The sequence below is a fragment of the Yersinia alsatica genome, from assembly GCF_902170305.1.
GTDB classification, from domain to species: Bacteria; Pseudomonadota; Gammaproteobacteria; order Enterobacterales; family Enterobacteriaceae; genus Yersinia; species Yersinia alsatica.
On the sequence record NZ_CABHWW010000004.1, the window covers coordinates 1 to 25,067 of the forward strand.

Below are 25,067 nucleotides of genomic sequence, written 5' to 3' on the forward strand. Positions count from 1 at the left end.
TAAGAATGCATATCAATTAATTTACCATTAAAATAATTAATCAGTCATATAAATAACCAATAAAAAGTAAGATTACAAAAAAAATAAATTTATTCCCTACTATTAATTAAATAATTTAGGTGCAATTTTAGTAAAACTCTCTAAATTTGTGTTGCCTTATATATTTTCTCCTTATAAATAGCTTCATCTATATTTACTCTACAAAACTGCATATTGAAGCCAAAATTACTCAAAGATTTATATAAATCTTTGAGGTTTATTTTTGAGAAGGCGACCAAAATTAAAGCACTGGTTGAATCTATGAGTTGATCACATTAATTTGAGAAAAAACCCCAATAAACTACTTAGCTAAGTTAATCTCTCTTGCATCCATCAAAGTGCGGGAAAGCATATTTTATCGCAGATAAGAATGATAGTTTCGAGCTAAAAAACCTGTCTTTAGTGGCCTGAATACTGCACCTGACTATCATTTAATACAATAAAAAGTGTAAAATATGTGGTTATCAGTATAGCAGTCTTCTATTTGTCATTTTTTTAATTTATTTAGATTAATTTCAAGAGGTTAACATAATGAATTTACCAAACTGTCCAAAATGTAGTTCTGAATACACATGGCAGGAAGGGGAAAAACTCAATTGCCCAGAATGTGGTCATGAGTGGTTGGAAAACAGTGATTCAGCAACTGCCGAAGAGGGATTAGTGGTACGTGATGCCAATGGCAATCTGCTCGCGGATGGCGACGCCGTGACAGTCGTTAAGGATCTGAAAGTAAAAGGCAGCTCTTCAACACTGAAAATCGGTACTAAAGTAAAAAGCATCCGCTTGGTTGAAGGTGACCACAATATTGATTGTAAAATCGACGGATTTGGTCCGATGAAGCTGAAATCTGAATTTGTTAAGAAAAGCTAACGGCTTAAGCAGTAATTCCCCCTCCCAGCAAAGACACTAACACTATAGGCTTGTTCGCATAGTCCACGGTATAAGCTTAGGGAGGGTACTCATCACTCCCTCTTTTTATCTCTTCCCTTTATCTCTCCTTTTTCACCGTCTGCCTCTCATCAACAGATTCTGTCGCTGTGTTCATTTAGATATATCTTTTTTTTGCACCACCCTCTTGCAAACTTCGATATATCGATTTAGATTAGATATATCGAAATTGTTTCGATATATCTAAAGGAGAGTTCTATGTTTGATTTTTCAAAACGTGGTCACCGCTGTGGTAATGGGCACCATGAAGGGCAGCGCGGTTGTGGTGAGAGAATGCATCGTGGCGGTCGCCACCATATGGCAACTGAAGGTGCCGATGCACCAAGAGGCGGTAGACGTGGGCGCGGTGATAAAATGCATCGCTTGTTTGAACATGGTGATTTACGCGTCGTTCTGCTGGCGCTGCTGGATAAAAAACCCAGCCATGGCTATGAGTTAATTAAGGCTATTGAAGAAGCATCTTCAGGCCTGTATGTACCCAGCCCAGGGGTTATCTACCCAACGCTCACACTGTTGGAAGAGCAAGATTTTGTTACGCCAGTGGCAACCGGTAATGGCCGCAAAAGCTACCAGATAACTGAAACCGGTAAAGCTGAATTACAACAAAATCAGCAAATGGTCGATATTATTTTCTCCCGATTGGCACAGGTAAATCGCCGTCCTGAGGGGAATTTGGCTGAAGGCATTTCTGACGCAATGCACCGCTTACGTCATATTTTGCGCAGTAATATGGTGCGTTCAGATGTCACTCCTGAGCAGGTAGTACGCATTAATGCCGCCTTACTAACAGCGGTAGAGGCCATCGAGAAAGAGTTAACACCGCCATCGGCAACTCCTGATGCAAATGAGCAGGAGAAAAAATAATGCCCGGTTACCGTTATCGTATCACCATTGAACCGCTGACCGATCGCAAGGGTGAAGCCATTGATAAAGCACCGGTAACTTTCGAAGCCGAGAATCATGACGATATTCTCGGCATCATCGAACGGTTGCAGGCACGTGAAGATTTGGGCTTCGGTAAAGAGAAAACGGCGGCATTCGCATTGGGCTTAAAACTGTTTTCAGAAACGATGATGGAGAATCGTAAGCACCCAGTGTTTGCCCCTTTGCGTACGGCATTTATGGATTTCATGACCAATTTAAAGAAGGGTTCGCCCCGCGATCGTAGCGACAATGCCGAGTAATAACTGATAACTATAAAATTAAAATAACCCATATCCGTATTACATTACTCGCTGGGAATATCAGCAATAACCGCTATTCCCAGCGAATTATTTAACTTAAATCAGCGCCATTGCTGGCAATCACTTTTTTATACCAATAGAAAGATTTCTTCTTCTTACGCGCTAAAGACCCCTTCCCTTGATCATCGCGATCTACATAAATAAAACCATAGCGTTTACTCATTTCGCCAGTCGAGGCGGAGACTAAATCAATACATCCCCATGAGGTATAGCCCATAACTGGAATACCATCATCAATGGCCTCTGCCATTGCTTTAATATGTTCACGCAGATAGCCGATGCGATAGTCGTCCTCAATCTCCCCTTGGGCATTAATTTCATCCTTCGCGCCCAATCCATTTTCAACCAAAAATAGCGGTTTTTGATAACGGTCATACATCATATTCATGGTGATACGTAGACCTAAAGGATCAATCCCCCAGCCCCATTCACTGGCCTGAATATGCGGGTTTTTCAGCGATTTTACGATATTGGCCGCGCTGCTATTCTGTTCATTCATATCCGCCGAGGCACAACGAGAGGCATAATAACTAAAGGAAACAAAATCCACGGTATGTTTGAGAATATCGTCATCTCCCGTTTCAGTCGTAATTGAAATGCCTTTCTCTCTGAACAGCCGTCTGGTGTAGGCCGGATAAGCCCCGCGCGCCTGCACATCAATGAAAAACAGATTTTCGCGGTCTTTTTCCAACGCCGCCCAGACATCTTCAGGTTTGCAGGTTCGAGGGTAGAAATTCCCTCCCGCCAGCATGCAACCCACCTGATTCTGCGGATTCACCTCATGCGCAATTTTTGTTGCCAGTGCGCTGGCGAGCAGCTCGTGATGCGCCGCCTGATATTTTACCTGCTCCTGATTCTCATGTGGTTCAAATACCAAACCCGCACCAGAAAACGGACTGTGTAGCAGGATATTAATCTCGTTAAATGTGAGCCAGTATTTCACCAACCCATCAAATTCCTCAAAGCATGTCCGGGCATAGCGAGTAAAGAACTCCACCATTTTGCGGTTGCGCCACGAGCCATATTCAGCAACCAGATACATGGGAACATCAAAATGGCATAGCGTCACCAGCGGCTCAATGTTGTGCTTTTTACATTCGTTGAAGAGGTCGCGGTAAAAGGCAATCCCCTCGGCGTTAGGGGTTACTTCATCACCCTTGGGGTATATCCGACTCCAGGCAATTGATGTGCGAAATACCGTGAAACCCATTTCAGCCATTAGCGCGATGTCATCTTTATAGCGATGATAAAAATCGATTGCCTGATGGCTGGGGTAAAACTCATCATCTCTTAGGGCAAAGCGCTTCTCCTGCCCTAACTTCACTGCCAAACGATGGGGTCCATGAGGAATCATATCCACCGTTGTCAGCCCTTTCCCACCTTCAAAGCACGCACCTTCGGCCTGGTTTGCGGCTAATGCGCCGCCCCATAAAAAGCCATCGGGAAATGTTGTTGCTGGCATTAAATACCTCTTTATCTAGTTAATTTTTACTGCGCTGTGCGGAGTAACCGAGTCAGTCGAATGGTTACTGGCACTTTCATTATCTTCAACAGGAATATCTTCAAATCCCAACAGTAATGTTGTGACGAAGGAGATAACTATCGCCAAAACCATGACGCCAAATACCCAAACAATACTCATTGGATTTGCTGGGTCGAAGAACTGAACACTGGTAAATAGCCCGGGAGAAGCCATTGAGTGGCTGGCTAGCCCGCCAATTCCCGCCACTGCACCACAAATAAATCCACTGATAAGGCTGGCAATCAATGGGCGCTTGAGACGCAAGGCAACACCGTAAAGTGCTGGCTCAGAAATACCGGCAACAATGGCGGAGGCCGCAGCGGCCAATGCTGTTTGGCGTAATTCAGGATTTTTGGTGCGCCAGGCGACCGCCAGTGAGGAACCGCCAAGAGAAAGGTTGGCACCAATTTCTGACGGCATAACCATGCCCTCTTTCCCAGTCTCTGCAATGGTTTGAATGATAGTGGGTGTAAATACGCGGTGCATGCCGGTCATGACCAGTAGCGGCCAAAGTGCGCCCATAATCGCCACAGAGAGCCAGCCCAGATAATCATGAACGGTATAGACCAGAGAGGATATTCCGCTACCGATCCAGATCCCCAGAGGGCCAATGAACATAATCGCAATAGGCGCTGAAATCAGCACAATCAACATAGGCTTAAGGAAGTTTTTAGTGACCGCCGGCGTAATACGGTCAACCCATCGTTCAATATAAGAGAGCAGCCAGGTCATGCACAGTGCCGGAATTACGGTATACGTGTATTTCACCGCAGTCACAGATACACCCATAAAATCAACCTGTTGGCCTTGCGCGGCCTTAGCCATCAAGTCAATAAAAGCTGGATGAACCAACACCCCGGCAATAGCAATGGCCAGCGACATATTGGTTTTGAATTTTATAGCTGCAGAAGCGGCCACCATCACCGGCAGGAAGAAGAAAGCACCGTCACCAATAACATTAAGGATAATAAGAGTTGATGAGCCTTTCTCAAAGATACCGGTCATATCCAGTATCATCGCCAACAATTTCACCATCGAACCACCGATAATGGCTGGAATCAAAGGTGACATCGTGCCAATCAGCGCATCCAGTATCCCTGCGCCAATGCGTTTTAAGGTGATTTTGTTTTTCTGCGGCAATGTATCGGCAGGTAATACCCCCTCAGGAAGCAATTTGATCACTTCGGCATAGGCAGAGGAAACATTATTGCCAATGATAACCTGACACTGATTTTCACTGCGCACGACACCCAACACACCGGTGATGGATTTCAATTTAGCCAGTTCAACCGCACTGTCGTCCTGGAGCACAAAACGTAAACGCGTCATGCAATGGGTTACTGCCACCACATTACCCGCCCCACCAATGGCATCGACTATTTGTCGAGATACTGCGGCAAAATTTTTTGACATGAGTAGCAACTCCCCGTAATCGCACGCCGAGCTATGCGAACTCTTTGCGGCTTAAGGAAACTGCCCTCACCAGCATAAATTCACAATTAGCCATTAAATTCATATTGTTATAATTTGATTGCCTACGAAAAACCATTCTATCTTGTCATTTTCAACTGCGTAGGTAACCGGTTCCACATGAGAATCTTAAAAAACGGCATGAAATTCAATAGATGAGTTTATTCAATTTTGATTATGTGACAATGATCGCCATTGATGAAGAAATTGATCTTATGTGACAGTCACAAAGTGACATATCAAGCCAATCATGGAGCTTTGGGAGATTTCCTACACAGAAAAAGGCATTTCCTAAATAAAACCGGGAAGAATCATTCCATTATATATTCACTAGGGTCAACCTGACGCATATTAGGGATAATCACTAATGTATAACCATTTATGGAAGAAATTATTCAAGACACCCAATGACCAGCGGTTACTGTCTCACATTCACATTCACATTCCGTTGCTAAAAATACAATCCATGAACTTAATTAAAATCCTGCACAGAACATTTACTCCTTTAAATTTCTCTTTTAACACCACTCACTACAATCTAATTTACTGAAGTTAATTAATCAGTATGGCGATTATATTTTTAGCATCAGAAATAACATTATATTGACAATATAAAATGCAATAAATTTCAAGAAAAATAAATATTACATCAAGAAAAACAATACAATTAAAATACTGGTGTTTTTGTAATTCTTTATCATTAAATATTTTACAGTATCACTTACCTTCTTAGAGAATAAGCAACTCATAAACTTTCCTGACTTAGGAAATAAAAATCACTATGAGAAAATTTAAAACATTAGCGGTGTTAAGTTATCAACCCGCTTTGCACTATGGAATTTCGGGGCTTATTTTTCTATTGAGTCTCGCTGTCGCACAAGCGGCTCCTATTATCATTGATGGAGGAGCAACCCGTAACGAAGTGGGTAGCTCACCTCCGTCGATCAACAACGATATGGTAGATGGACAGAATTTAGCAATTGAAGAATATAAATCAAAAGGGATAACAGCATCAGTAGAAAGCGGCTATACCTTTAAGATAGGAGAGAATACAGCGAAAAATGCGACGTACTTTATCCAGCCTAAAGGGCAGGTTACCTGGATGGACATCAAAGCAGACGACCACATAGAAGCTAATGGAACTCACGTGTCTAGCAAAGGTAATGGCAATATCCAGACCCGTCTGGGTGTGAAAACCTTTATGAGCGGCGATGCCGATCAAGATAGAGATATCCAACCATTTATGGAGACTAACTGGGTCCATAACACCAAAAACTTTGGTACCACAATGGATGGTATCAGAGCATTCTCTTTCTGACTGAATTAGGTTGTTGCCAGCTAACTCCTCACAGGAAGCAACACACAGTGGAGAATATGATGTGATACAGCCGGCGTTTAGAAATGGCAATGCTTTACGCGTTAAATAAAATGATGCAGCAAGTCCTCATGTAGTCGACATATCGTTCAGCAATGGACAAGATTTTTCATCAATTCAGTGAGAATACCATGAGAGAATTACCTAAAATAAACCAACTGAAAAACCTGAGGGCAATTATTCAGTATGGCAGTATCCGAACGGCTGCTCTGGCGTTACACCAGACACAGCCAGCGATGACAAGAAGTATTCAAGAATTGGAAAAAATACTCGGCGTTTCACTATTAGTCCGGGGGGTTCACGGTGCTGAATTAACAGAGATGGGAAGAGTATTTGAACCCAGGATGAATCTGGTACTAAACGAATTAGAGCGGGCATTAGATGAATTAGAACAAATTGAACGCTCTTCTGAAGGTTTAGTCACATTTGGTTGCTCTCATTTACCTGCATTAACTTTTGTGCCAGGGGTCATAAAAAATTTTCAAGAGTCTTACTCTACTGCGCGAATTACTGTTGCTGAAGGCCAACTTTCTGAATTACTGGCCTCGCTACGCCTTGGTCGGTTGGATTTTTTTATTGGTATAATTTCTCCTGATATATCACTGCGCGAGTTCGTTAATGAACATTTAGATGTGACTCAATTTGCGGTCATTGCCAGAAAAGGGCATCCACTAGCAAACAGTACTTCATTAAGTGAGCTACGGGGAGCTAAATGGTATTTACCAACAGCCAGAGCTGGATTCTATAATGATATAGAATCGTTAATATTTCCTTATGGTAGAGAGCCTGAGTCTTCAGTTATTTTTGGCAATTCAGCAACTATCGCAGAGCATCTTATTTTAAAAGAAGATTATCTATTTGTTGGGCCAAAAATGATGGTGACTGTACCCTACTTACAGCAGGTCGTATCCATTATTCCAATAAAAGAAAAATTACCGGATGGCCATTACAGCTTAATCTACCGAAGGCAACAGTCATTAACACCCATGGCAAAAAAGTTAATGGACGATATTCGTTTTGCCTATTTAGAGTTAGTCAATCGACAGGTAATCTAAGCAACTGACGGGGGAACGTCGACTACTGGAAAGCCACTTAATGCAGCAGAGAAAACACCTTGTAGAGTTAATTATCACATAAACTTATCTTGATGATTTTTATCCTTATGTTTTATATGGCTTTTTGTTAGGGGTATGATATTTAAGCATCATATGAAAATAAAAGTGACTTTTCAACCGCAATAGTTTTTTTTATAGTGCGATCAGAGTGAAGGAATAGCGAAATGGGTCGCAAAAATGTATTCCCAGTAAACAGTATTTATTAAGGTTAAAGTTAACATACAAACTGTTATTCCTTTACTTTTCACATACAATTAACCCTTTTAATATGAATTTATTTTCCCTTTGCATTAGCTTCATTCCTGCTAGTCGCCGCATAAAAACGTGATTATTTCAGGGTTAATATAAGGTGTTAATGAAAGAGACCGTTATGAATAACGTTATTATTTTCAGCAATTATGACTTAGTTCGCTTTTTTTTAAAGCGAACAATAGAAAATATTACCATTATGCGGCCTAAACGAGGCAATGTCGCTATTAGCGTCTGTTACTCCTTATCTGAATTAGAAAACAGCATTCTAACTTTAGATAATCCAACAATTATATTTGATATTGATGACGTGTCGAAATTTGAACAGTTCCGACTCTTTAAAATTGCTAAAGGTAAAGTAAAACAAGATCGCCTTTTTCTATTTACTTCTGAGCATGAAAAGTCCGGAAGTTATACAATGTTAATGCAAATATCATCATTTCTACTCAGTAAAACTGCGCTACAAAGTCAAATTGAGGCCATGTTTTATCACTTGATTTTTCGCTCTAATAATCCTCCTAAAGCAAAAGTGCTGATGCAGGCAAGCTCAAGCTCTTCTGATAGAAGAGAAAGAATAGGGCTGACCCAACGAGAAAGTGAAGTGTGTCGCCATCTGCTGTCTGGGCTATCAAATAAAGATATTAGTATATTGCTCGGCATCAGTAACAAAACCGTCAGCTCCCATCGAACAAACATATACAGCAAGTATCAATCCAAGAATCTGCTTGAGCTTTACTCACGATTAAAGGTTTAACTTTAAATAACAACAAGTTGGTCTGACACCACCAAAATAGTAAAGTGACCAAGATGGCAACGGTCTGCCTGCTATCCTCTTGGACACCGGACAACATCAGTGAGATTCACCCTACTTCAACCTCGCTCCCCCTGCATTTTCAACGACGAAGAGTATAGAATAGCAATAATTTTCAATGAGTCAGGAAAGGCCTATGTCTACAATGCAAGAAGTGGCAAAGAAAGCTGGGGTGTCGAAAGCCACTGTTTCGCGCGTGTTGTCAGGCAAAGGCTACGTCAGCGAAGCGACTAAAGAACAGGTATTTAAAGCCATTGAAGAAACGGGATACCGTCCTAATCTGCTAGCGAGAAATCTGGCGACAAACAAATCGGAATGTATCGGTCTGGTCGTCACCAACACCCTATATAACGGTAGTTACTTTAATGAAATTCTTTCTCAGGCTGCGCAAAAATTAGAGAGTAATGGCCGTCAATTGGTGTTGGTTGATGGGAAACACAGCGCCGAAGAGGAGCAAGAAGCCATTCAATTTCTGCTCGATTTACGCTGCGATGCAATAATAATCTATCCCCGTTTTTTAACCGTGGATGACATGGATATTATTATTGATAGATATAAACAGCCCATTATGGTGGTCAACAGAAAGCTTAGAAAAAATCATAGCCATTGTATTTTCTGCGATCATAAAGGGTCTAGCTATAATGCAACTAAATATCTTATTGAGCGGGGCCATCAAGATATTGCATTTATTACTGGCTCACTTGACTCACCGACAGCAATAGAACGCCTTGCAGGGTACAAAGCTGCATTAGAAGCATCTTCGCTACCGGTTAGAGATAAGCTGATTGCACAGGGAAAATGGACACCGGCCAGTGGCGCATCGGCAATCGAATATCTGTTAAACAGTCAGTTACCTTTCAGTGCGATAATCGCCAGTAATGATGACATGGCCATCGGTGCAATGAAAAAGTTAAATGAAGCTGGTATGAAAGTCCCGGAGAATATCTCTATTATTGGCTTTGACAATATTCCTATCGCACCTTTCCTGCTGCCGCCACTATCCAGTATAAAAGATCCCGTCAGCGGGATGATAAATGAAGTTATTAATCGCCTGATATCAATGTTGGATGGCGGATATTTATCAAATGAGAACCTATTTCAATCCGATCTGATCATTAGGGACTCGGTTGCTGATGGGCCTTTTTTAACCCGATGAAAGCTCACTAACCTGTGGTAAATATCCAGTAAAAAAGGAGCCAAGGCTCCTTTCCATCAAACTGTTAGTCGTGCTAGTAAATAAAAGCTATTTAGCTCGCACACCTTCGACCGACAGAATCAATTCAACGTCCTGTGACGCTGGACCTAAGTCGGTGGTGATATTAAAATCTTTCAGCTTAATATTGCCATTGGCCTCAAAACCAGCACGATAACCGCCCCACGGATCATTGCCCTGGCCAGTTAGTTTGCTTTCTAGCGTCACCGGTTTAGTCACGCCATTTAATGTCAGGTTGCCAACTACGGTATACCCTTCGCCATTCTTCTTCACTTCAGTAGACTCAAATGTCGCCTGCGGGAATTTACCGACATTCAAGAACTCTTTGCTGCGTAAATGCTTATCACGCTCTGCATGGTTAGTGTCTACGCTGTTGGTGTTGATCACGACGTTAACTTTATCGGCAGCCGGATTCTTCTCATCAAAAGTGAAAGAACCATCGAAATCTTTAAAACTGCCGTATAACCAGCTATAGCCTAAGTGTTTAATCCGGAATTCGATAAAGGCATGCTGACCTTCTTTATCGATTTTATAGTCGGCGGCTACGGCGCTGCCTGCGGTAAACATCAGTGCGCCTACAGTCAGGCCCAATAGGGTCTTATTAAACATACTTAATTCTCCATAATACAGTTGGTTAATCGGTGCTACGTCCCAGCATCCGTTTAAGGGTAATATCACCATCAATAAAGTGGTGCTTAATCGCGGCCAAGCCATGTAATAGCGAAAGAACTACAACGGCCCAAGCCAAATAAAGATGCACAGTACCAGCGGTATCAGCCTGATCGGGTAAACCGGTAAATGTTGCCGGTACGGAAAACCAGCCAAATACATTGATTGGTTGCCCATCAGCTGTTGAGATCAAATAGCCGCTGAACATAATGCAAAATAAAACAATATATAAAACCAGATGGGCCAATAGTGCACTTACTCGGGTAAAACGACTATAGCTTGATAATGGTTTAGGTGGTGGTGAAATAAAGCGCCATACCACCCGAAATAACATCACAGCAAAGAGTATGCATCCGATACTCTTATGTATTTCAGGAGCCTGATGATACCAACCATCGTAATAGCCAAGAGTCACCATCCACAGCCCTAAAGCAAACAGTGCATATACAGTTAATGCTACCAACCAGTGGACACTAATAGTGATGCTGCCAAACTTCTCCCTGGTATTTTTCCAAAGCATAATGATTCCCTTTTGCTCAATTCATAGAACAATAGTCAAACATTATGAAACATAAAATCAACACTTATTTGATATAAGATATATTTCAACCTTTGCGGTCAGTTATTTTGCAAAAGTTTATAATTACTCAATCAGTATAATTGTTGGACTTTACTTAACCTGACATAAGTACAGTGAGCAAGCAGGTGGATATGGCAAAAAATAATGCCATTATAAAATCTATAATGGCATTAGAGGAGGTCGGTGTGAGCTACTTTTATCTGACAGAAATACCCAATACTATGACGTTATACTGAAAAACCGAGATAGAGATAAATGGCCAAGACAATACTCGCGGTGGCAATAGCATAGGGCATCTGTGTTCGAATATGCTCAATATGGTCACAATCAGTAGCCATAGATGCCACGATAGCATCACCCGAAATAGGCGATGTCATGTCCCCGAAAATAGACCCCGCAATGGCTGCACCAATCATATATTCTACAGGTATCCCGACAGAGACACCCAGTTGAACCCCGATTGGAATCATGATGGCAAACGTCCCCCATGATGTTCCCGTAGCAAGCGACATAATGGCACTGATAATAAATATAAAGCCAATAGAGAAGCCCGGGGAAATTACACCGGAGGTTATCGTTGCAATATATTGCCCTGTATTAAGATCAGCCGAGACATTCCCCATCAAAAATGCCAATACCATAATTGAGCTGATCTTTACCATGCTGGCATAACCGACATACAGTTCTTTAAAGAAAGATTCTATATTCAGAATTCGCCGACCACAGAACCAGACAAAAGATACGGTGGTGCCAAACATCACGGCACTATAGACCGACATAGAACCGCTACCTTTAGTAAAATCACCGTCTCCTGTGACATACAATGCAACCGGAACAGCAATGACGGTCGATAGAATGGGGATTAGGAAGTTAAGCAATGAATGACATGCCGGATGATCAATAACTTCATCTTCTTCTTTCTCAACATGTAAGTCTTGCTTACTGACGAAATTCACTTCAGCTTTCTTCATTGGCCCCCAAGATGCGCCTGAGAAAATATAGAACAGCACCGAAGCTAACGAGAACCACGCCATCAAATTCCACACCATTGATCTGGCCAGAATTTCAAATGGCTGACCATCGATGTATCCTTTGGCTATCTGCACACCGATAACCCCCATCATTGCCGCCCCCCAGCCATTAATCATGGCCGAGGAACAGACAGATACACATGAAGTTTGCACAATGTAAGACATTTTTTCCGGTGACAGACCGTATCTTTTGGCCAGATCTTTGGTTGATGCCCCGGCAATAAGTTGGTTAATCGAACTTTCAATGAAAATAATTGAAGTAATTACCATTGCTAACAGCTGAACAGCTTTTTTATTAGTCACAAATTGGGTCTTTTCTGTTAAGGCCCGAACTAAACTTCTTACGCCTCCGGTAACAACAATTAAACGCATTATCCCGCCAATCATTACCATAAAGATAACGGTGCGTGTATTCCCAGGAGAGGAGAAGGTGTCAATAATGCCATTTAAAGTACCACTAATACCATGAATAATATTGTGATCATTGATCACCGTAAATCCAACAACTATCCCCATTAACAATGACAATATTACCTGCCGGGTAAATATTGCCAAACAAATAGTCACTAAAGGAGTAATAATTGTCCAAACGCCATAATCATGCATATGACTACCCTATTTAATTATTGTATAAAGGAAAGGGCTTGCTCTGCGTCTTCTATTAAATCATTAATATCTTCGATGCCTATTGAAAGGCGTAGTGTTGTATCGTATATGCCAATATTCTCCTTCTCTTCTTTAGACATAGAACCATGAGACATTGAGGCCGAATGGTTAACCATACTTTCAACCCCTCCCAGTGATTCGGCCAGGACAAAATAATTTAACTTGGCAATAAAAGTTTTTACCTCTGTTATATCGCCTTTCAGCCGGATACTGACTACCGCACCACCTGAGCGCATCTGCTTTTTACATAACTGATGTTGCGGATGAGACTCCAGCCCCGGGTAATGAACATCGAGTACTTTAGGATGTTGTTCTAAGAATTGAGCGATTTTTAACGCATTACTGCATTGACGCTCCATACGTACATCAAGCGTTTTCATGCCACGCAGTGCCAGATAGGCATCAAATGGAGAGGCGACAGCACCAACAGTGGTTTTACAAAAATCCAATTGCTCTGCAATATCCTGAACATTAGTAATAACTGCACCGCCAATCAAATCAGAATGTCCGCCAATATATTTACTGGTAGATAGCATGACGATATCAGCACCCAAGGTGAGAGGACGTTGGTTCCAGGCGCTGGCAAAGGTGTTATCCACGCAGGTCATAATCCCTTTGCTTTTGGCAACCTGACATACAGCTTCAATATCAACTAATTCCAATAGCGGATTAGTTGGAGTTTCAATCCAGATTAGGCGGGTATTTTCTTGAATATGATTATTTACTGCCGCGAGGTCATTCAGATCGACATAGCTGAAAGTGGTCCCTGATGTTTGTTTTCGTAACCGTTCAAACAACCGATAAGTACCACCGTAAACCCCTTTCATCACTAACACATGAGAGTCTTTAGGGAGTAGCTCCAAGATGAGCGCGGTGGCGGCCATCCCAGAAGCTGTTGCCGTCGCATAGACTCCACCTTCTAATTCAGCCAAGGCGGTTTCATAGGCATACCTTGTTGGGTTACTGCATCGGGAATAACAAAACTCCCCTTCTTCACCTAAATTTGGCTGAATGAAAGAACTGGCGGTAGTAATAGGTGGAAAAATAGCATTATTACCACGGTCAACTTGATCTCCCGCGTGGATCACCAGAGTCGCAATTGATTTTGTCTTTTTCATTATTTGTTCCCTTAAATTTTAACGATAGCTAGCCGTTCATTATAAATAATGATGCTCGGGCCCACTGTTAAACAGTAATGCTTATTTTATTTACGCGTCATTATACTGATAATTTCTTTATCTGTTTGCCTCATTGGCAATAACACTAATTTACATAAATTATTGATAGAGCCCTCTACGTCGCAGGACACAATACCATCACGCTCTCCAGCAACACTATTCTGTTGTGCCATTAAAACTGATTTAAATGCACAGGCTGTTGCGGTAGAAACTTTCATGGCACAACTGTTTGATGCGCCATCGCAAATAATGCCACTGATATCGCTTATCATGTTACTAATAGCATAAGAAATAGTCTGATAGTTCTTGGTCAATAACCAACTCATTCCCGCCGCCGCCCCCATTGCCGCCGTAGAAGCCGCACACAATGCCGATAACCGGGTATAACGCATATGGATTGAAATAGCGGCCAAATGAGCTAACGCTAATGCCCGAGCCAGTGTTTCATCATTAACGGCCAGATGTCGGGCAAGAGTCACTACCGGCATTGTCACAGTAATTCCCTGGTTACCCGACCCATAATTGGACATAGCCGGTAAGGGTGCGCCCCCCATACGGGCATCTGACGCCGCAGTCGTATTAATCAACATTTGACTCAGTAAATCTTGGCTAATAAAGCCGTTTTTTCTCGCCTGAGACAGCGCGCCGCTGACGTTTAAGCCATAACTTTTCCTCTGCCCCTCGTTAGAGAGGGCTGAATTAATTTCGGCACTTTTCAACATAAAAATAATGTCTTTTGCTGCGACATGCGTAATAAATTCAAATGCGTCATTAAGAGAAAATTCGGGTAACTTGGTCCCCGGTTCATTACCTGCAATTAAGTTTTCAGTTACAACTTGCTTAATATTATTAATATAAACATCAGTCACATTTGTATGACTACCTTGAATAATAACCCGACACTGATCACCAGGACCATGCAGTGTAATATCAAGATAAATAAAATCGACTGACTCAACTGCTGCTAAACATACTTGCCCTGATTCATTGAGCTGATAAGCTTCATTAATTTGTTCAGCCGTAATATCTTTTAACACTTCCAATTCAGCATCGGCATTACCCGCAATAGCGCCTATCGCCGCAGCTAACGTAACCCCAGAATAATTTGTCCCTGGGATAGTGACCCCCATCGCATTCTTATACAGGTTCTCAGATATATTTCCCGTAATCTTCACTATTGGTGCATTAAGATATTTTGCTGCCACAGCAGCAGCGTATGCAATAGCAATAGGTTCCGTGCAACCTAATGAAACTTTAACTTCTGCTTTCAACCAACCAAGCAATTGTTGATGAGTAATTTTTGGCATTTTTAATCATTATTCAGTGATGTTATTTATTTTTATCTTATGGTTTTGTGGGGAGAAATACTTTTCATTATTTCTTGTTGTTTTTGATGTGTAGAGAATTTTGTTCTCTTTGCCAAAAAATACAAATACAGATTTAAATTAATAAAAACAGTTAGAATACATAGAGATATGCAATCAAATATCTATTATTAGGATACTCAATGAGATACTAGTCACAAAACAATAAAGAGAATAATTTCCCCCACACCTCAATTTTTCATTAAAATTACTCGGCAGCCCTGTTTTAGCGCTCCTTAGAGGCGATGAGCAATACTGTCTGTAGCGATGCAGTCTGTGCCCAAATGGACGAACAGTGGGAGCAAATTAATACAGATGGGAAAAACATTTAACGGAAGATTAGTTTGAGCTTTTCTTGATAAGAAAAAAGCTTGCGCGGGCTCCACAAGAAATTATCGATTAGAGATAAAAATCAATAAAATAGAGCGCCAGCCACACCAGAATCAATAAGGCGAGAATGTCTGAGCAATCTCGCCTAAATATAAAAGCAGCATCAAATATAACCTACCCGGCTATTTAAATAGCCCACGTAAGTTATGTGGTTCACAACGTAAATACTGAGGGGCAACTTTAATAGTGGCACCTAATTTAGCCGCAGCATGCCATGGCCAGCGTGGGTCATAGAGAATACCGCGAGCCAGTGCAATAAAATCAGCCTGACCCGTCGCAATAATGGCTTCTGCCTGTTCTGGCTCCGTAATCAGCCCAACCGCCATCACCGGAGTTTTAACCGCCTCTCGGACTTTCTGCGCCAGTGGCACCTGATAGTTCGGGCTAACCGGAATTTGTTGCTCTGGCGATAATCCACCACTGGAGACATGGATATAATCGCACCCCAAAATTTCCAACTGTTTTGCCAGCACAATGGACTGCTCGGTATCCCAACCCCCATTAACCCAGTCAGTGGCAGAAATTCGCACCCCGACGACAATCTTTTTATCAATGGCAGCACGTATTTCACTGAATATTTCAAGCACCAGCCGCAGGCGATTTTCAAGCGAACCACCATAATTATCATCACGCTGATTTGATAACGGCGATAAGAATTGGTGCAATAAATAGCCGTGCGCGGCATGAACTTCAATAAGCTCAAATCCCGACGCAACAGCACGTTTGGCCGCAGCAACAAATGCAGATTTTATCTCGCTGATACGTTCAAGAGAGAGAGCCTGCGGAGGATGACGATCGCCGAAAGGCAATGCTGATGGCGCAACAGTTTGCCAACCACCTTGTTCAGCGCTGAGTTCATCGCCACCTAACCAAGGCAGGTTAGAGGAGGCTTTACGCCCTGCATGCCCTAACTGAATGCCCAGTTTTACCGGTGAGTAACGGCGGATAGCTTCAACGACTGGCCGAAGTGCCTGTGCATGCTCATCGTCCCAAATACCCAAGTCTTTATCGCTGATGCGCCCTTCTGGCTCGACCGCCGTGGCCTCAAGGATCAGCAAGCTGGCTCCCGATAACCCCAGATTACCCAAGTGAATCATATGCCAATCGGTCGGAAACCCCCATTGCGCTGAATACTGGCACATCGGGGCTACCACAATCCGGTTTTCCAAGGTTAACTCACCCAGTTTTGCCGGGGAAAATAATTGGCTCATACCTTTTACCTCTAGATTAGCAATCCCCTGCGTTTACTGAGGAGACTGTTGCAGTGTCCAGTTCAGTACTTGTGTGGCCAACTGATTGCTCGCTAAGCCAAAAGCGTCAACCACTTGATTCATCTCTGAGCCCTTAATCGGCTGGCGGATTTCAAAATGGCGCGTCGCAATAATTCTACGGTCTGAAATCCTGACCAAACGGGCATCAAAGCGAATCAGCACCTCACCGCTCCCCGCCTGATATACCCCTTGGAACGCCGACAAATCGCCGCTCAACTCAACATCCGCCTGAAGGCTATCATCGTCACTGCTGACCGCCGGGATGCGGCCATCGGTGCGGAATTCCTGAATCAGACGATTACGCAGCAAAATAGGTGCCGGGTCTGTCCAACGTGAGTTTTTATAGACCGCAATTTCTTGCCCTTCGGGCTGAACCGCAATCCGTGAACTATTAATGAACTGATTAGTCGCCGGTTGTGAAACCCGCAGTGACCAGTTGACTGTCTGCGCGCGCGGCGCATTCGCCGCTGGTGGCACCGGCAGCAAATAGACCTGCGATACCGGCGCACTAGGCAAAATAGTACAGGCTGATAGCAACATAACCAGCATTGATGCCGTCAATAGCCGCCCTTGGCGGCCTACAGCGTGCATTAGCTTAAGAGATATCATCGAGGCGTAAACTCCTGTGTTCTTTCACGGCCACGCAGCAGAGCCGCAGGGTTTTCTTCTAAACGAGAAACAGCGGCACGCAATGTCGCTAATGTTCTGCGCAACTCATCAACCGCTGGCCCCAGTTCATTCATCCCTTGCATGCCATTATTGAGTGAGGTTTTGTTTTCATTGACTAATTTATTCAGGATTATGCTGGTATTTTGTAGCGATGCCATGGTCTTCGCTGCATCACTCATTAATTGTTTCCCCTGCCCATCCATTAACCCATTAGCATTGCGTAGCAGATGATTAGTCTGCGCCAGTGTCTCATTGGCTTGCTTACTGGCCTGCGCCAGTTGCTGCAACATGGTTCGAATATCCTGACGTTGATCAGCCACGGTTTGGGTAACTAACGCAAGGTTATCCAAGGTGGTGATCAGGCGCTGCTGGTTATCGGGAGCCAAGAGTTGGTTCAGGCGCACCAATACTTCATTGGCATTGGTCATAAAGTTCTCACCGTTCGCCAGCAACTGACTCATCGGTGATGGTGTGGCGATAATCACCGGCACTTCGCCATCTTTACTTTCCAGTAACGGGCTTGATTGGCTGCTACTACTGAATTGAATATTTGACGTCCCGGTAATTCCGGCGACGGTCAGTCGGGCTTGCGTGTCCTCGCGGATTGGCGTGGATGCCGACACACGAATACGCGCCCAGACCTTACTAGGATTATCCCGGTCCAAGCGCAATTGTGTAACTTCACCGACACGGATACCGCTGTATTGCACGGTACTCCCTTGCGACAAGCCGCTAACCGGCTCATTGAAAACGATATCGTACAACCTAAACTGCCGGTCAGAACCAGCACTTGTTAGCCACAGGCAGAATAACAATGCGGCGCTGACCACAATGAGAGTGAACAAACCAATGACAACATGGTGAGCACGGGTTTCCATTTACAACCTCTCTTCACTATTAGTAGTCGTTGCCGCTTGATAAGCAGCCCGGCCACGTGGGCCATGAAAATAGGCTTGAATCCAGTCATCATCCGTCGCGGCGACCTTATCCAATCTATCAACCACCAGCACTTTTTTCTGCGAAAGCACCGCCACACGATCACAAAGGGTATAGAGCGTATCCAGATCGTGTGTCACGAGAAATACCGTCAGATTCAGCGCATCACGCAAGGTGCGGATCAAACTGTCAAACGCTGCCGCCCCAATGGGATCAAGGCCCGCCGTCGGTTCATCAAGGAACAGAATATCCGGGTCTAATGCCAGCGCGCGCGCCAGAGCAACACGTTTTACCATGCCGCCTGATAACGAAGCTGGATATTTACTGCCCGCCCCCGGCGGCAACCCCGACAGCGCCAGTTTAACCTGTGCCAGATGCTCGGCCTCTGCCCGTGGCAAACCCGCATTCTCGATTAACGGCAAAGCCACGTTCTCAGTCACGGTCAGGGAACTGAATAATGCGCCACGCTGGAACAACACGCCAAATCGCCGCTCTACCATTGAGCGAGCTTTACCCGTTAGCGTCATTAAGTCCTGACCAAAAACGTGGATCTGCCCATCCGTTGGGCGACGCAACCCGACGATACTGCGCAATAACACTGATTTGCCCGTGCCTGAACCGCCCACAACACCCAGAATCTCGCCGCGCTGAACATCAAGATTCAGGTCTTGGTGCACACATTGTTTACCAAAGCAGTTAACCAGATTACGAATTTGAATAATTGGCTCTTGCGTCATGTGGCTTACCATCCCATTTCCATGAAAAACAGCGCCGCAACGGCATCAAGCAGGATCACCACAAAGATAGAGTGCACCACACTGGTGGTGGTATGCACCCCCACCGATTCGGCACTGCCGGTCACTTTAAACCCCTCCAGACAGCCAATGATGGCAATCAGGAAGGCAAAAATTGGTGCTTTGCTTATCCCCACCAGAAAATGCTGTAATCCGTTACTGTTTTGCATAATCGACAAAAACATCGTCGGCGAAATATTGAGTGTCAAAGCACACACCACCATCCCGCCGAAAATACCGCAAACCATGCCAATAAAGGTCAGCATCGGTAATGAAATCAATAGCGCCAGTACCCGTGGCAAGACTAACAATTCAACCGGGTTTAAACCTAATGTTTGAATAGCATCAATTTCTTCGTTGGCTTTCATCAGACCAATTTCGGCGGTGAAGGCACTGGCGGTACGCCCGGCCATCAAAATGGCTGTCAACAGGACGGCAAATTCGCGCAGAAAAGAGAATACGACCAGGTCAACGGTAAAAATACCCGCGCCAAAGGTGGTTAATACGGTAGCGCCGAGGAAAGCAATGACAGCCCCGACCAAGAAAGTCAGCAGCATAATGATGGGTACGGCATTCAGGCCAATTTGCTGAATATTAGCGATCAGCGAGGTCATGCGCCAGCGGGAGGGACGAAATACCGTGCCAAACAGAGCCTCAAGTGTCAGCCCAACAAAACCCAGTAACGATTTGAAATCTTGCCATAAATTGTCCATAGAACGGCCGGTATTCGCCAGTAACTCCAGCCAAAACGATGGCGGTTTTTCTGATGACTCAGGTTCTACGTCAGGCAAAACATGGCTAACCGTTTCCAGTAAGACTCGGCGCTCTTGCGGCAGTTTAGGTGCCAGTTCACGCAGTTTACTGATACGTTCTTCACCAAGAAGCTGGGCTAATAAAGTTGCTCCGGCGGTATCCAAAGCCCCTAGCTGATTAAGATCAAAGACTACCGCGTGGGGCAAGTTGGCGCGCAATTGCGTGACTTCTGGCTCCAAAACGCGGTAATGCGCCAGCACCCAATCCCCTTTGACTGAGACCCGGACAGGCTGGACTGAGCTGTTGATATCGAGTTGTGCTGCGAACTGCCGCTCTGCCATAGAGGAAGCCTTACTCTTTATTAAAATACGGTTTTGACATCATTTACATATCAAAAACCAAGTCACCACCTTAAATAGGTATATCACACACTTTACTAAGAGTAATGACTAAAGAGTAAGGACTTAACAGCAAAAACTGGCTGTTTACTGCGGGTTAAGGTTTCGAGAGCTCATCAGCGACATTATGGCTCCCTGAATTCCCCCACTGTGCGGCCTTCTTCCCCGGCATTGCGCACCAAACGACAGTGGCAAGCAGGATTAATAAAACGCTGGCGGTGCCTAATACCAAACTGTGCGAAGTTGAAAAAGCGAGCTTAGCACTGGTTAGCAACGTATCGTCGCCACCAAGGCTATTAACCACCTGAATAGTTTCACTGATAGAGGCGCTCGCCTTTTCAGCTAAATCAGCGGGTAAATCCTCCGGTAACACAATAGAGGCGGTATAGGCTCGCGATAGCATCAAACCAAAGATTGCGACCCCCAATCCCGCCCCCAGTTCATAAGCCATGCCCTCCACTGCCCCGGCGGCACCGGCTTTTTCCGGCGGCGCGGCACTCATGATGGCGGCGGTAGAAGCCAATAATGATGCTTCAATACTAAACCCCAGTAATATCATCCATCCCCACGCCAGATAAGCTTGGGTGGCAAAATCAGTCCAGGCCAAACCGAGAAAACTCAGTGAACTCAATGCAATTCCCGCACTGGCTACCGCCCGCAAGCCCAGTTTAGCCACCAACCACCCAGAGAGCGGCCCACTGACACCACTGGCAATCATTAGCGGCAGCAAGAACAGGCCCGCCTCGAGCGGACTTTTACCTAAAACAAACTGCAATTCTTGGGTCAGGAGTAACTCAAAACCGACCAGAGTAATCATTGCCGTCAGGGCCATGACCATTCCAACGGCGATCACCCGCTGACTTATCAAGCGAAAATCAATCATCGGGGCCGATGTGGATAACTGATGACGAACAAATGCCAATAACATCACGCCGCCCACCAAGGCTGTCAGGGCAGTCACCACTGGATCTCCACTCCCTCGCAGCCCGGTTTTAGCAGAATAGACCAACATCAAGATGGCCGTAATCAGTACCAGCGCCGGGGCCAGTTTCCACGTCTGCTCAGTTCGTACTGGCTGATTGGGGATGACCAGCAGCGTCGCAATCACGACGGCAATAATAATAGGAATATTAATCAGGAATACTGACCCCCAATAGAAGTATTCCATTAGCAATCCACCGACCAGCGGCCCCATCGCCGCCCCCATCGTGCCGATGGCGACCCAAATCCCCAGGGCCATGGCGCGTTCACGTTCATCGGTAAAAATATGACGAACCGCAGACAGTGTTGCCGGCAGGATCATCGCCGCGCCAATCGCCAAAAAGGCGCGTGCAGCAATCAATACCGCGACTGAAGGCGCTAATGCAGCAGCCAGTGACGCTAATCCAAACAATACCGAGCCTAACAAGGCCAGCCGTTTAAAACCAATTCGATCCCCCAGCGCCCCCATCGGCAGCAATAAACACGCCATGACCAATGAGTAAATATCGATGATCCACAACAGTTCACTCCCCGTGGCAGACAGGGCAATCCCCAGCCGAGGTGCCGCCACATGAAGTACAGTTGCATCAATAGAAACAGGGAGATACATCAGAATAATAACGTAGAAAATCATCCACTTTTTAGACATACAGACACGCTCGGATTAGGCATAAATTGATGTTGAACACCTGTTCAATATTGCCATAATAGCGGAAAGTTGAACTAACGTCCAATTCATAACATAATGACGAAAACACCAATGAGTCAGCTAAAGGAGCCGTTTTGGCCTATTTGAACCGCGAAGAGCGGCATAACACCATTTTGCAGGCGGCAATGCAGGTGGCGATAACCGAAGGATTGACCGCCACCACTGTGCGGCGAGTCGCCAGTGAAGCAGGGGTTGCTGTCGGGCAAGTGCATCATCACTTTGCGTCAGTGTCACAACTGCGGGCTGATGCTTTTCTCCTGTTAGTGAAGCACTCATTGGCTGCTTTTGCACTGAATAGCCAAGAGGTGCCCGCTCATCAGCGGGTGCTACAGGTGCTCGGCTATCCGCAAGATGAAATCGGTCAACGGGAAACCCGTTTGTGGAATGAAGCTTCAATATTAGCTGAGCGGGATGAGCTGATTAAAAAAGCTTATGCTGCCTCAATGTCAGATTGGCATCAGGCCACCATGTCAGTGATTGATTCAGGAATAGCCAATAATGAGTTCCGCTCAGATATCATCGCCAGTGATATTGCATGGCGCTTAATTGGTCTGGTTTGTGGTCTGGATGGATTAACTCAGTTTACTGAACTGGGCTTTTCAGAAAGCGAAATTCTGCGCCACCTGACCGCGATGATGGAAACCGAGTTACTCGACCAGCCATCAAATTAACTGTATTTATAAAACCTGCCGCAGCCTGCATCTCACTCCGACGGTTTTTGCCGGAGATAAAAGCTATAATGGCAATTTGACCTCTCTTTATCCCCGCCAATTTATTGATGTTGTGCTTGGGATACTTTGCTTTGGGAACCGAGCATGACTCAACAATCTACTGCCGCCGATGTTATTTACTACAACGGCACGATTTACACCGCAGATGCCAATAACCAGGTATGCAGCGCCATCGCTATTGCCCAAGGCTATATTCTCGCCACGGGTGGCGATGAACTTACCCAGCAATTTGCCTCCCCGAAGACTCGTCTGATTGATCTGGCTGGCAAATTTATGATGCCCGGCCTGATCGACAGCCATATGCACCCATTTTGGGGCGGGAAGCAGCTGATCGGTTGTAACCTTAATTATGCCGCACTGAGTGTTGAGCAGACGCTGGATATTATTCAACAGCATCTCGATAACGATCCTTTTAAAGGCGAAAATGACTGGCTGACGGTCCGGGCCTGGCAACGTCAGGCCATGACGCCAGTCGGGGCGGATATGAGCCGTAACGCACTGGACTCACTGAATACTCGCCGCCCGGTGGCGCTATTCTCTAATGACTGCCACACGCTGGCCGCCAACAGCCGCGCGCTCGAGTTATTGGGCATTGACGAAAATACCCCAGTGCCGCCAGACGGCAAAATAGCCCGCGATGCACAGGGTAAACTCACTGGCATTTTAGAAGATGCCCCAGCGATGCGGGCTTTTGACAGCATTCCCGCCGCAACTGCGGAAAAGAATGTGCAAATTGCCGCCCACGTACAGCAAGTGCTAAATGCTCAGGGGGTCACGACAGTGATGGATACCCGTGTATTTGCCGAACAATTGTTAGCATTCCGCCAGTTATATGAGCGCAATAAACTCACTTTGCGGGTGCTGGGCGCGAAAGAAGTGACGCCAGACAGTTTGCAGGGGCCAGAAGATGCCGCGCGCGTGGTGCAGGAAGTGGCGGAGTTTGCTCGCCAGTGGGGCAGCGACGAATGGACTCCAGCACCGGGGTTTGCCGTCAACCACTTAAAACTGTTTATCGATGGAGTGTTACAGCCGCCGACCATGACCGCCGCCCTACTGGAGCCTTATCGTGCTAACCGTGGCACGCCAGATAAGCCAGACTGGCAAGATACTGACCATTATGGCGATCTCTACTTTAGCGCATCGGTAGTCAATGCCGTGATTCTGGAATGCGCACGAGCGGGTCTGCATCCCCATACTCACACCGTGGGTGATGGCGCCATCGAGATGGTGCTGGATGCGGTGGAGCAGATGCGCGCTGCAATGCCGGGCAAAGATATCCGGCCGGGATTGGCGCACAACGAGCTGGTCGCCGCCCATCAATATGACCGTTTTGCCAAACTGGGGGCAACTGCGGTGCTCTCTTTCCAGTGGGGTGGCCTACCGGGCGTGCTGATTGATGAAGAGCGCGAAATGCTAGGCGAAACTCGCTTCCAGCACATGGAGCCGGCGGCGCGCTTCCTGGATGCGGGGGCGCGAATTGCTTATGGCAGTGACTGGCCGATTGACCGTCTGGATGAATGGTACAACCTGCAAGTGGGGATGACCCGCCGAGCATGGGATCTTGATGGCAATCCAGCCGGCCCTCGTCTGGATAATGACCGCGACCTGACACTGATTGAGGCATTGCGCTCAGCCACCATTGATGCCGCATATATGATTGCTAAAGAGCACTATATCGGCTCTCTGGAAGCAGGTAAATTTGCCGACATCATCATTCTGAAGAATAACCTGTTTGAGCAACCGCCAGAGACGATTTATCAGACCCAAGTGGAATGCACCTTGATTGGCGGAAACGTGGTTTATCAGGGTTGATAGCCGCCAGTTAATTATATTCTGGCTCACTGAGTTAAATCGGTGGGCCAGCAAAATCAGTGCAACCGTGCCACACAAATGCCACACAAGTAGGAAGTGATTGGCGTTACTCCAGACCTTGTGTCAAAATCCGCTCCTTTATGTTTTAC

21 protein-coding genes and 1 pseudogene are annotated in these 25,067 nt (G+C 45.2%); 9 read left to right on the plus strand and 13 right to left on the minus strand.

All coding sequences use genetic code 11. From position 1 onward, the window contains the following. Positions 1-567: 567 nt before the first annotated feature. The 3 genes from FTA96_RS00700 to FTA96_RS00710 all read left to right on the plus strand — a co-directional run bounded on the left by FTA96_RS00700 (position 568) and on the right by FTA96_RS00710 (position 2,171). Positions 568-909, plus strand: coding sequence for a zinc ribbon domain-containing protein YjdM (locus tag FTA96_RS00700; protein ID WP_172665467.1), 342 nt, complete (start codon positions 568-570; stop codon positions 907-909). Between the two features lie 276 nt (positions 910-1,185). Continuing rightward, positions 1,186-1,851, plus strand: coding sequence for a PadR family transcriptional regulator (locus FTA96_RS00705; protein WP_145572978.1), 666 nt, complete (start codon positions 1,186-1,188; stop codon positions 1,849-1,851). Next, positions 1,851-2,171, plus strand: coding sequence for a DUF3861 domain-containing protein (locus FTA96_RS00710; protein ID WP_050109462.1), 321 nt, complete (start codon positions 1,851-1,853; stop codon positions 2,169-2,171). The genes FTA96_RS00705 and FTA96_RS00710 overlap by 1 nt, the downstream gene beginning before the upstream one ends. Before the next feature lie 91 nt (positions 2,172-2,262). On the opposite strand, the gene FTA96_RS00715 is transcribed toward FTA96_RS00710, so the two are convergent. Beyond that, positions 2,263-3,693 carry a 6-phospho-beta-glucosidase gene (locus tag FTA96_RS00715; protein ID WP_145572980.1) on the minus strand — a complete coding sequence of 477 codons (1,431 nt, stop codon included), beginning with the start codon at positions 3,691-3,693 and terminating at the stop codon, positions 2,263-2,265. Between the two features lie 15 nt (positions 3,694-3,708). Next, the gene (ascF, locus tag FTA96_RS00720) at positions 3,709-5,166 is read right to left on the minus strand and encodes a PTS cellobiose/arbutin/salicin transporter subunit IIBC (protein WP_186372835.1); all 1,458 of its coding nucleotides are present in this window, start codon (positions 5,164-5,166) and stop codon (positions 3,709-3,711) included. A gap of 1,006 nt (positions 5,167-6,172) precedes the next feature. Between ascF and FTA96_RS00725 the strand changes: the two are divergent. From FTA96_RS00725 to FTA96_RS00740, 4 genes and pseudogenes are all read left to right on the plus strand, one after another. Further along, positions 6,173-6,523, plus strand: a pseudogene (locus FTA96_RS00725) (autotransporter outer membrane beta-barrel domain-containing protein); the annotation flags it as partial. A 206-nt stretch (positions 6,524-6,729) separates the two neighbouring features. After that, positions 6,730-7,653: a LysR substrate-binding domain-containing protein gene (locus FTA96_RS00730; protein ID WP_050109493.1), complete on the plus strand. Its 924-nt coding sequence runs from the start codon at positions 6,730-6,732 to the stop codon at positions 7,651-7,653. A gap of 430 nt (positions 7,654-8,083) precedes the next feature. Beyond that, positions 8,084-8,716: a helix-turn-helix transcriptional regulator gene (locus FTA96_RS00735; protein ID WP_172665461.1), complete on the plus strand. Its 633-nt coding sequence runs from the start codon at positions 8,084-8,086 to the stop codon at positions 8,714-8,716. Between the two features lie 193 nt (positions 8,717-8,909). Beyond that, on the plus strand, positions 8,910-9,929 hold the full coding sequence (locus FTA96_RS00740; RefSeq protein WP_050109457.1) for a LacI family DNA-binding transcriptional regulator: 1,020 nt from the start codon (positions 8,910-8,912) through the stop codon (positions 9,927-9,929). A gap of 87 nt (positions 9,930-10,016) precedes the next feature. Here FTA96_RS00740 and FTA96_RS00745 read toward each other — a convergent pair whose 3' ends face one another. From FTA96_RS00745 to FTA96_RS00795, 11 genes are all read right to left on the minus strand, one after another. Next, positions 10,017-10,595: a YceI family protein gene (locus tag FTA96_RS00745; protein WP_050120772.1), complete on the minus strand. Its 579-nt coding sequence runs from the start codon at positions 10,593-10,595 to the stop codon at positions 10,017-10,019. 25 nt (positions 10,596-10,620) lie between these two features. Continuing rightward, positions 10,621-11,175 carry a cytochrome b gene (locus FTA96_RS00750; protein ID WP_050319410.1) on the minus strand — a complete coding sequence of 185 codons (555 nt, stop codon included), beginning with the start codon at positions 11,173-11,175 and terminating at the stop codon, positions 10,621-10,623. 287 nt (positions 11,176-11,462) lie between these two features. After that, positions 11,463-12,872: a Na+/H+ antiporter NhaC family protein gene (locus FTA96_RS00755; RefSeq protein ID WP_050109454.1), complete on the minus strand. Its 1,410-nt coding sequence runs from the start codon at positions 12,870-12,872 to the stop codon at positions 11,463-11,465. A gap of 17 nt (positions 12,873-12,889) precedes the next feature. Continuing rightward, the gene (locus FTA96_RS00760) at positions 12,890-14,050 is read right to left on the minus strand and encodes a trans-sulfuration enzyme family protein (RefSeq protein WP_145505244.1); all 1,161 of its coding nucleotides are present in this window, start codon (positions 14,048-14,050) and stop codon (positions 12,890-12,892) included. Positions 14,051-14,136: 86 nt separating this feature from the next. Further along, positions 14,137-15,417: an L-cysteine desulfidase family protein gene (locus tag FTA96_RS00765; protein WP_145572987.1), complete on the minus strand. Its 1,281-nt coding sequence runs from the start codon at positions 15,415-15,417 to the stop codon at positions 14,137-14,139. 569 nt (positions 15,418-15,986) lie between these two features. Continuing rightward, on the minus strand, positions 15,987-17,075 hold the full coding sequence (locus tag FTA96_RS00770) for an NADH:flavin oxidoreductase/NADH oxidase (protein ID WP_145572989.1): 1,089 nt from the start codon (positions 17,073-17,075) through the stop codon (positions 15,987-15,989). A gap of 33 nt (positions 17,076-17,108) precedes the next feature. Continuing rightward, positions 17,109-17,744, minus strand: a complete 636-nt coding sequence (locus FTA96_RS00775; protein ID WP_145572991.1) for an ABC-type transport auxiliary lipoprotein family protein — start codon at positions 17,742-17,744, stop codon at positions 17,109-17,111. Continuing rightward, positions 17,741-18,682 carry an MlaD family protein gene (locus tag FTA96_RS00780; RefSeq protein WP_145572993.1) on the minus strand — a complete coding sequence of 314 codons (942 nt, stop codon included), beginning with the start codon at positions 18,680-18,682 and terminating at the stop codon, positions 17,741-17,743. Before FTA96_RS00780 ends, FTA96_RS00775 begins: the two co-directional genes overlap by 4 nt. Next, entirely contained in the window at positions 18,683-19,489 is an 807-nt protein-coding gene (locus tag FTA96_RS00785) for an ABC transporter ATP-binding protein (protein WP_145572995.1), read from the minus strand. Further along, positions 19,483-20,628: an MlaE family ABC transporter permease gene (locus tag FTA96_RS00790; protein ID WP_050120763.1), complete on the minus strand. Its 1,146-nt coding sequence runs from the start codon at positions 20,626-20,628 to the stop codon at positions 19,483-19,485. The genes FTA96_RS00785 and FTA96_RS00790 overlap by 7 nt, the downstream gene beginning before the upstream one ends. Before the next feature lie 154 nt (positions 20,629-20,782). Further along, positions 20,783-22,315 carry an MFS transporter gene (locus FTA96_RS00795; protein ID WP_072078481.1) on the minus strand — a complete coding sequence of 511 codons (1,533 nt, stop codon included), beginning with the start codon at positions 22,313-22,315 and terminating at the stop codon, positions 20,783-20,785. Positions 22,316-22,449: 134 nt separating this feature from the next. Between FTA96_RS00795 and FTA96_RS00800 the strand changes: the two genes are divergently transcribed. Next, positions 22,450-23,046, plus strand: coding sequence for a TetR family transcriptional regulator (locus FTA96_RS00800; RefSeq protein ID WP_050145486.1), 597 nt, complete (start codon positions 22,450-22,452; stop codon positions 23,044-23,046). A gap of 144 nt (positions 23,047-23,190) precedes the next feature. Continuing rightward, positions 23,191-24,918 (plus strand): amidohydrolase, encoded by a 1,728-nt coding sequence (locus FTA96_RS00805; RefSeq protein ID WP_145572997.1) that lies wholly within the window; start codon positions 23,191-23,193, stop codon positions 24,916-24,918. Positions 24,919-25,067: the final 149 nt, after the last annotated feature.

Bases quoted from the DNA above. Each gene is read 5' to 3' on its own strand.
- FTA96_RS00705 (WP_145572978.1), top strand. From the start codon at position 1,186: ATGTTTGATTTTTCAAAACGTGGTCACCGCTGTGGTAATGGGCACCAT.
- FTA96_RS00710 (WP_050109462.1), top strand. From the start codon at position 1,851: ATGCCCGGTTACCGTTATCGTATCACCATTGAACCGCTGACCGATCGC.
- FTA96_RS00715 (WP_145572980.1), bottom strand. From the start codon at position 3,693: ATGCCAGCAACAACATTTCCCGATGGCTTTTTATGGGGCGGCGCATTA.
- ascF (WP_186372835.1), bottom strand. From the start codon at position 5,166: ATGTCAAAAAATTTTGCCGCAGTATCTCGACAAATAGTCGATGCCATT.
- FTA96_RS00730 (WP_050109493.1), top strand. From the start codon at position 6,730: ATGAGAGAATTACCTAAAATAAACCAACTGAAAAACCTGAGGGCAATT.
- FTA96_RS00735 (WP_172665461.1), top strand. From the start codon at position 8,084: ATGAATAACGTTATTATTTTCAGCAATTATGACTTAGTTCGCTTTTTT.
- FTA96_RS00740 (WP_050109457.1), top strand. From the start codon at position 8,910: ATGTCTACAATGCAAGAAGTGGCAAAGAAAGCTGGGGTGTCGAAAGCC.
- FTA96_RS00745 (WP_050120772.1), bottom strand. From the start codon at position 10,595: ATGTTTAATAAGACCCTATTGGGCCTGACTGTAGGCGCACTGATGTTT.
- FTA96_RS00750 (WP_050319410.1), bottom strand. From the start codon at position 11,175: ATGCTTTGGAAAAATACCAGGGAGAAGTTTGGCAGCATCACTATTAGT.
- FTA96_RS00755 (WP_050109454.1), bottom strand. From the start codon at position 12,872: ATGCATGATTATGGCGTTTGGACAATTATTACTCCTTTAGTGACTATT.
- FTA96_RS00760 (WP_145505244.1), bottom strand. From the start codon at position 14,050: ATGAAAAAGACAAAATCAATTGCGACTCTGGTGATCCACGCGGGAGAT.
- FTA96_RS00765 (WP_145572987.1), bottom strand. From the start codon at position 15,417: ATGCCAAAAATTACTCATCAACAATTGCTTGGTTGGTTGAAAGCAGAA.
- FTA96_RS00770 (WP_145572989.1), bottom strand. From the start codon at position 17,075: ATGAGCCAATTATTTTCCCCGGCAAAACTGGGTGAGTTAACCTTGGAA.
- FTA96_RS00775 (WP_145572991.1), bottom strand. From the start codon at position 17,744: ATGATATCTCTTAAGCTAATGCACGCTGTAGGCCGCCAAGGGCGGCTA.
- FTA96_RS00780 (WP_145572993.1), bottom strand. From the start codon at position 18,682: ATGGAAACCCGTGCTCACCATGTTGTCATTGGTTTGTTCACTCTCATT.
- FTA96_RS00785 (WP_145572995.1), bottom strand. From the start codon at position 19,489: ATGGTAAGCCACATGACGCAAGAGCCAATTATTCAAATTCGTAATCTG.
- FTA96_RS00790 (WP_050120763.1), bottom strand. From the start codon at position 20,628: ATGGCAGAGCGGCAGTTCGCAGCACAACTCGATATCAACAGCTCAGTC.
- FTA96_RS00795 (WP_072078481.1), bottom strand. From the start codon at position 22,315: ATGTCTAAAAAGTGGATGATTTTCTACGTTATTATTCTGATGTATCTC.
- FTA96_RS00805 (WP_145572997.1), top strand. From the start codon at position 23,191: ATGACTCAACAATCTACTGCCGCCGATGTTATTTACTACAACGGCACG.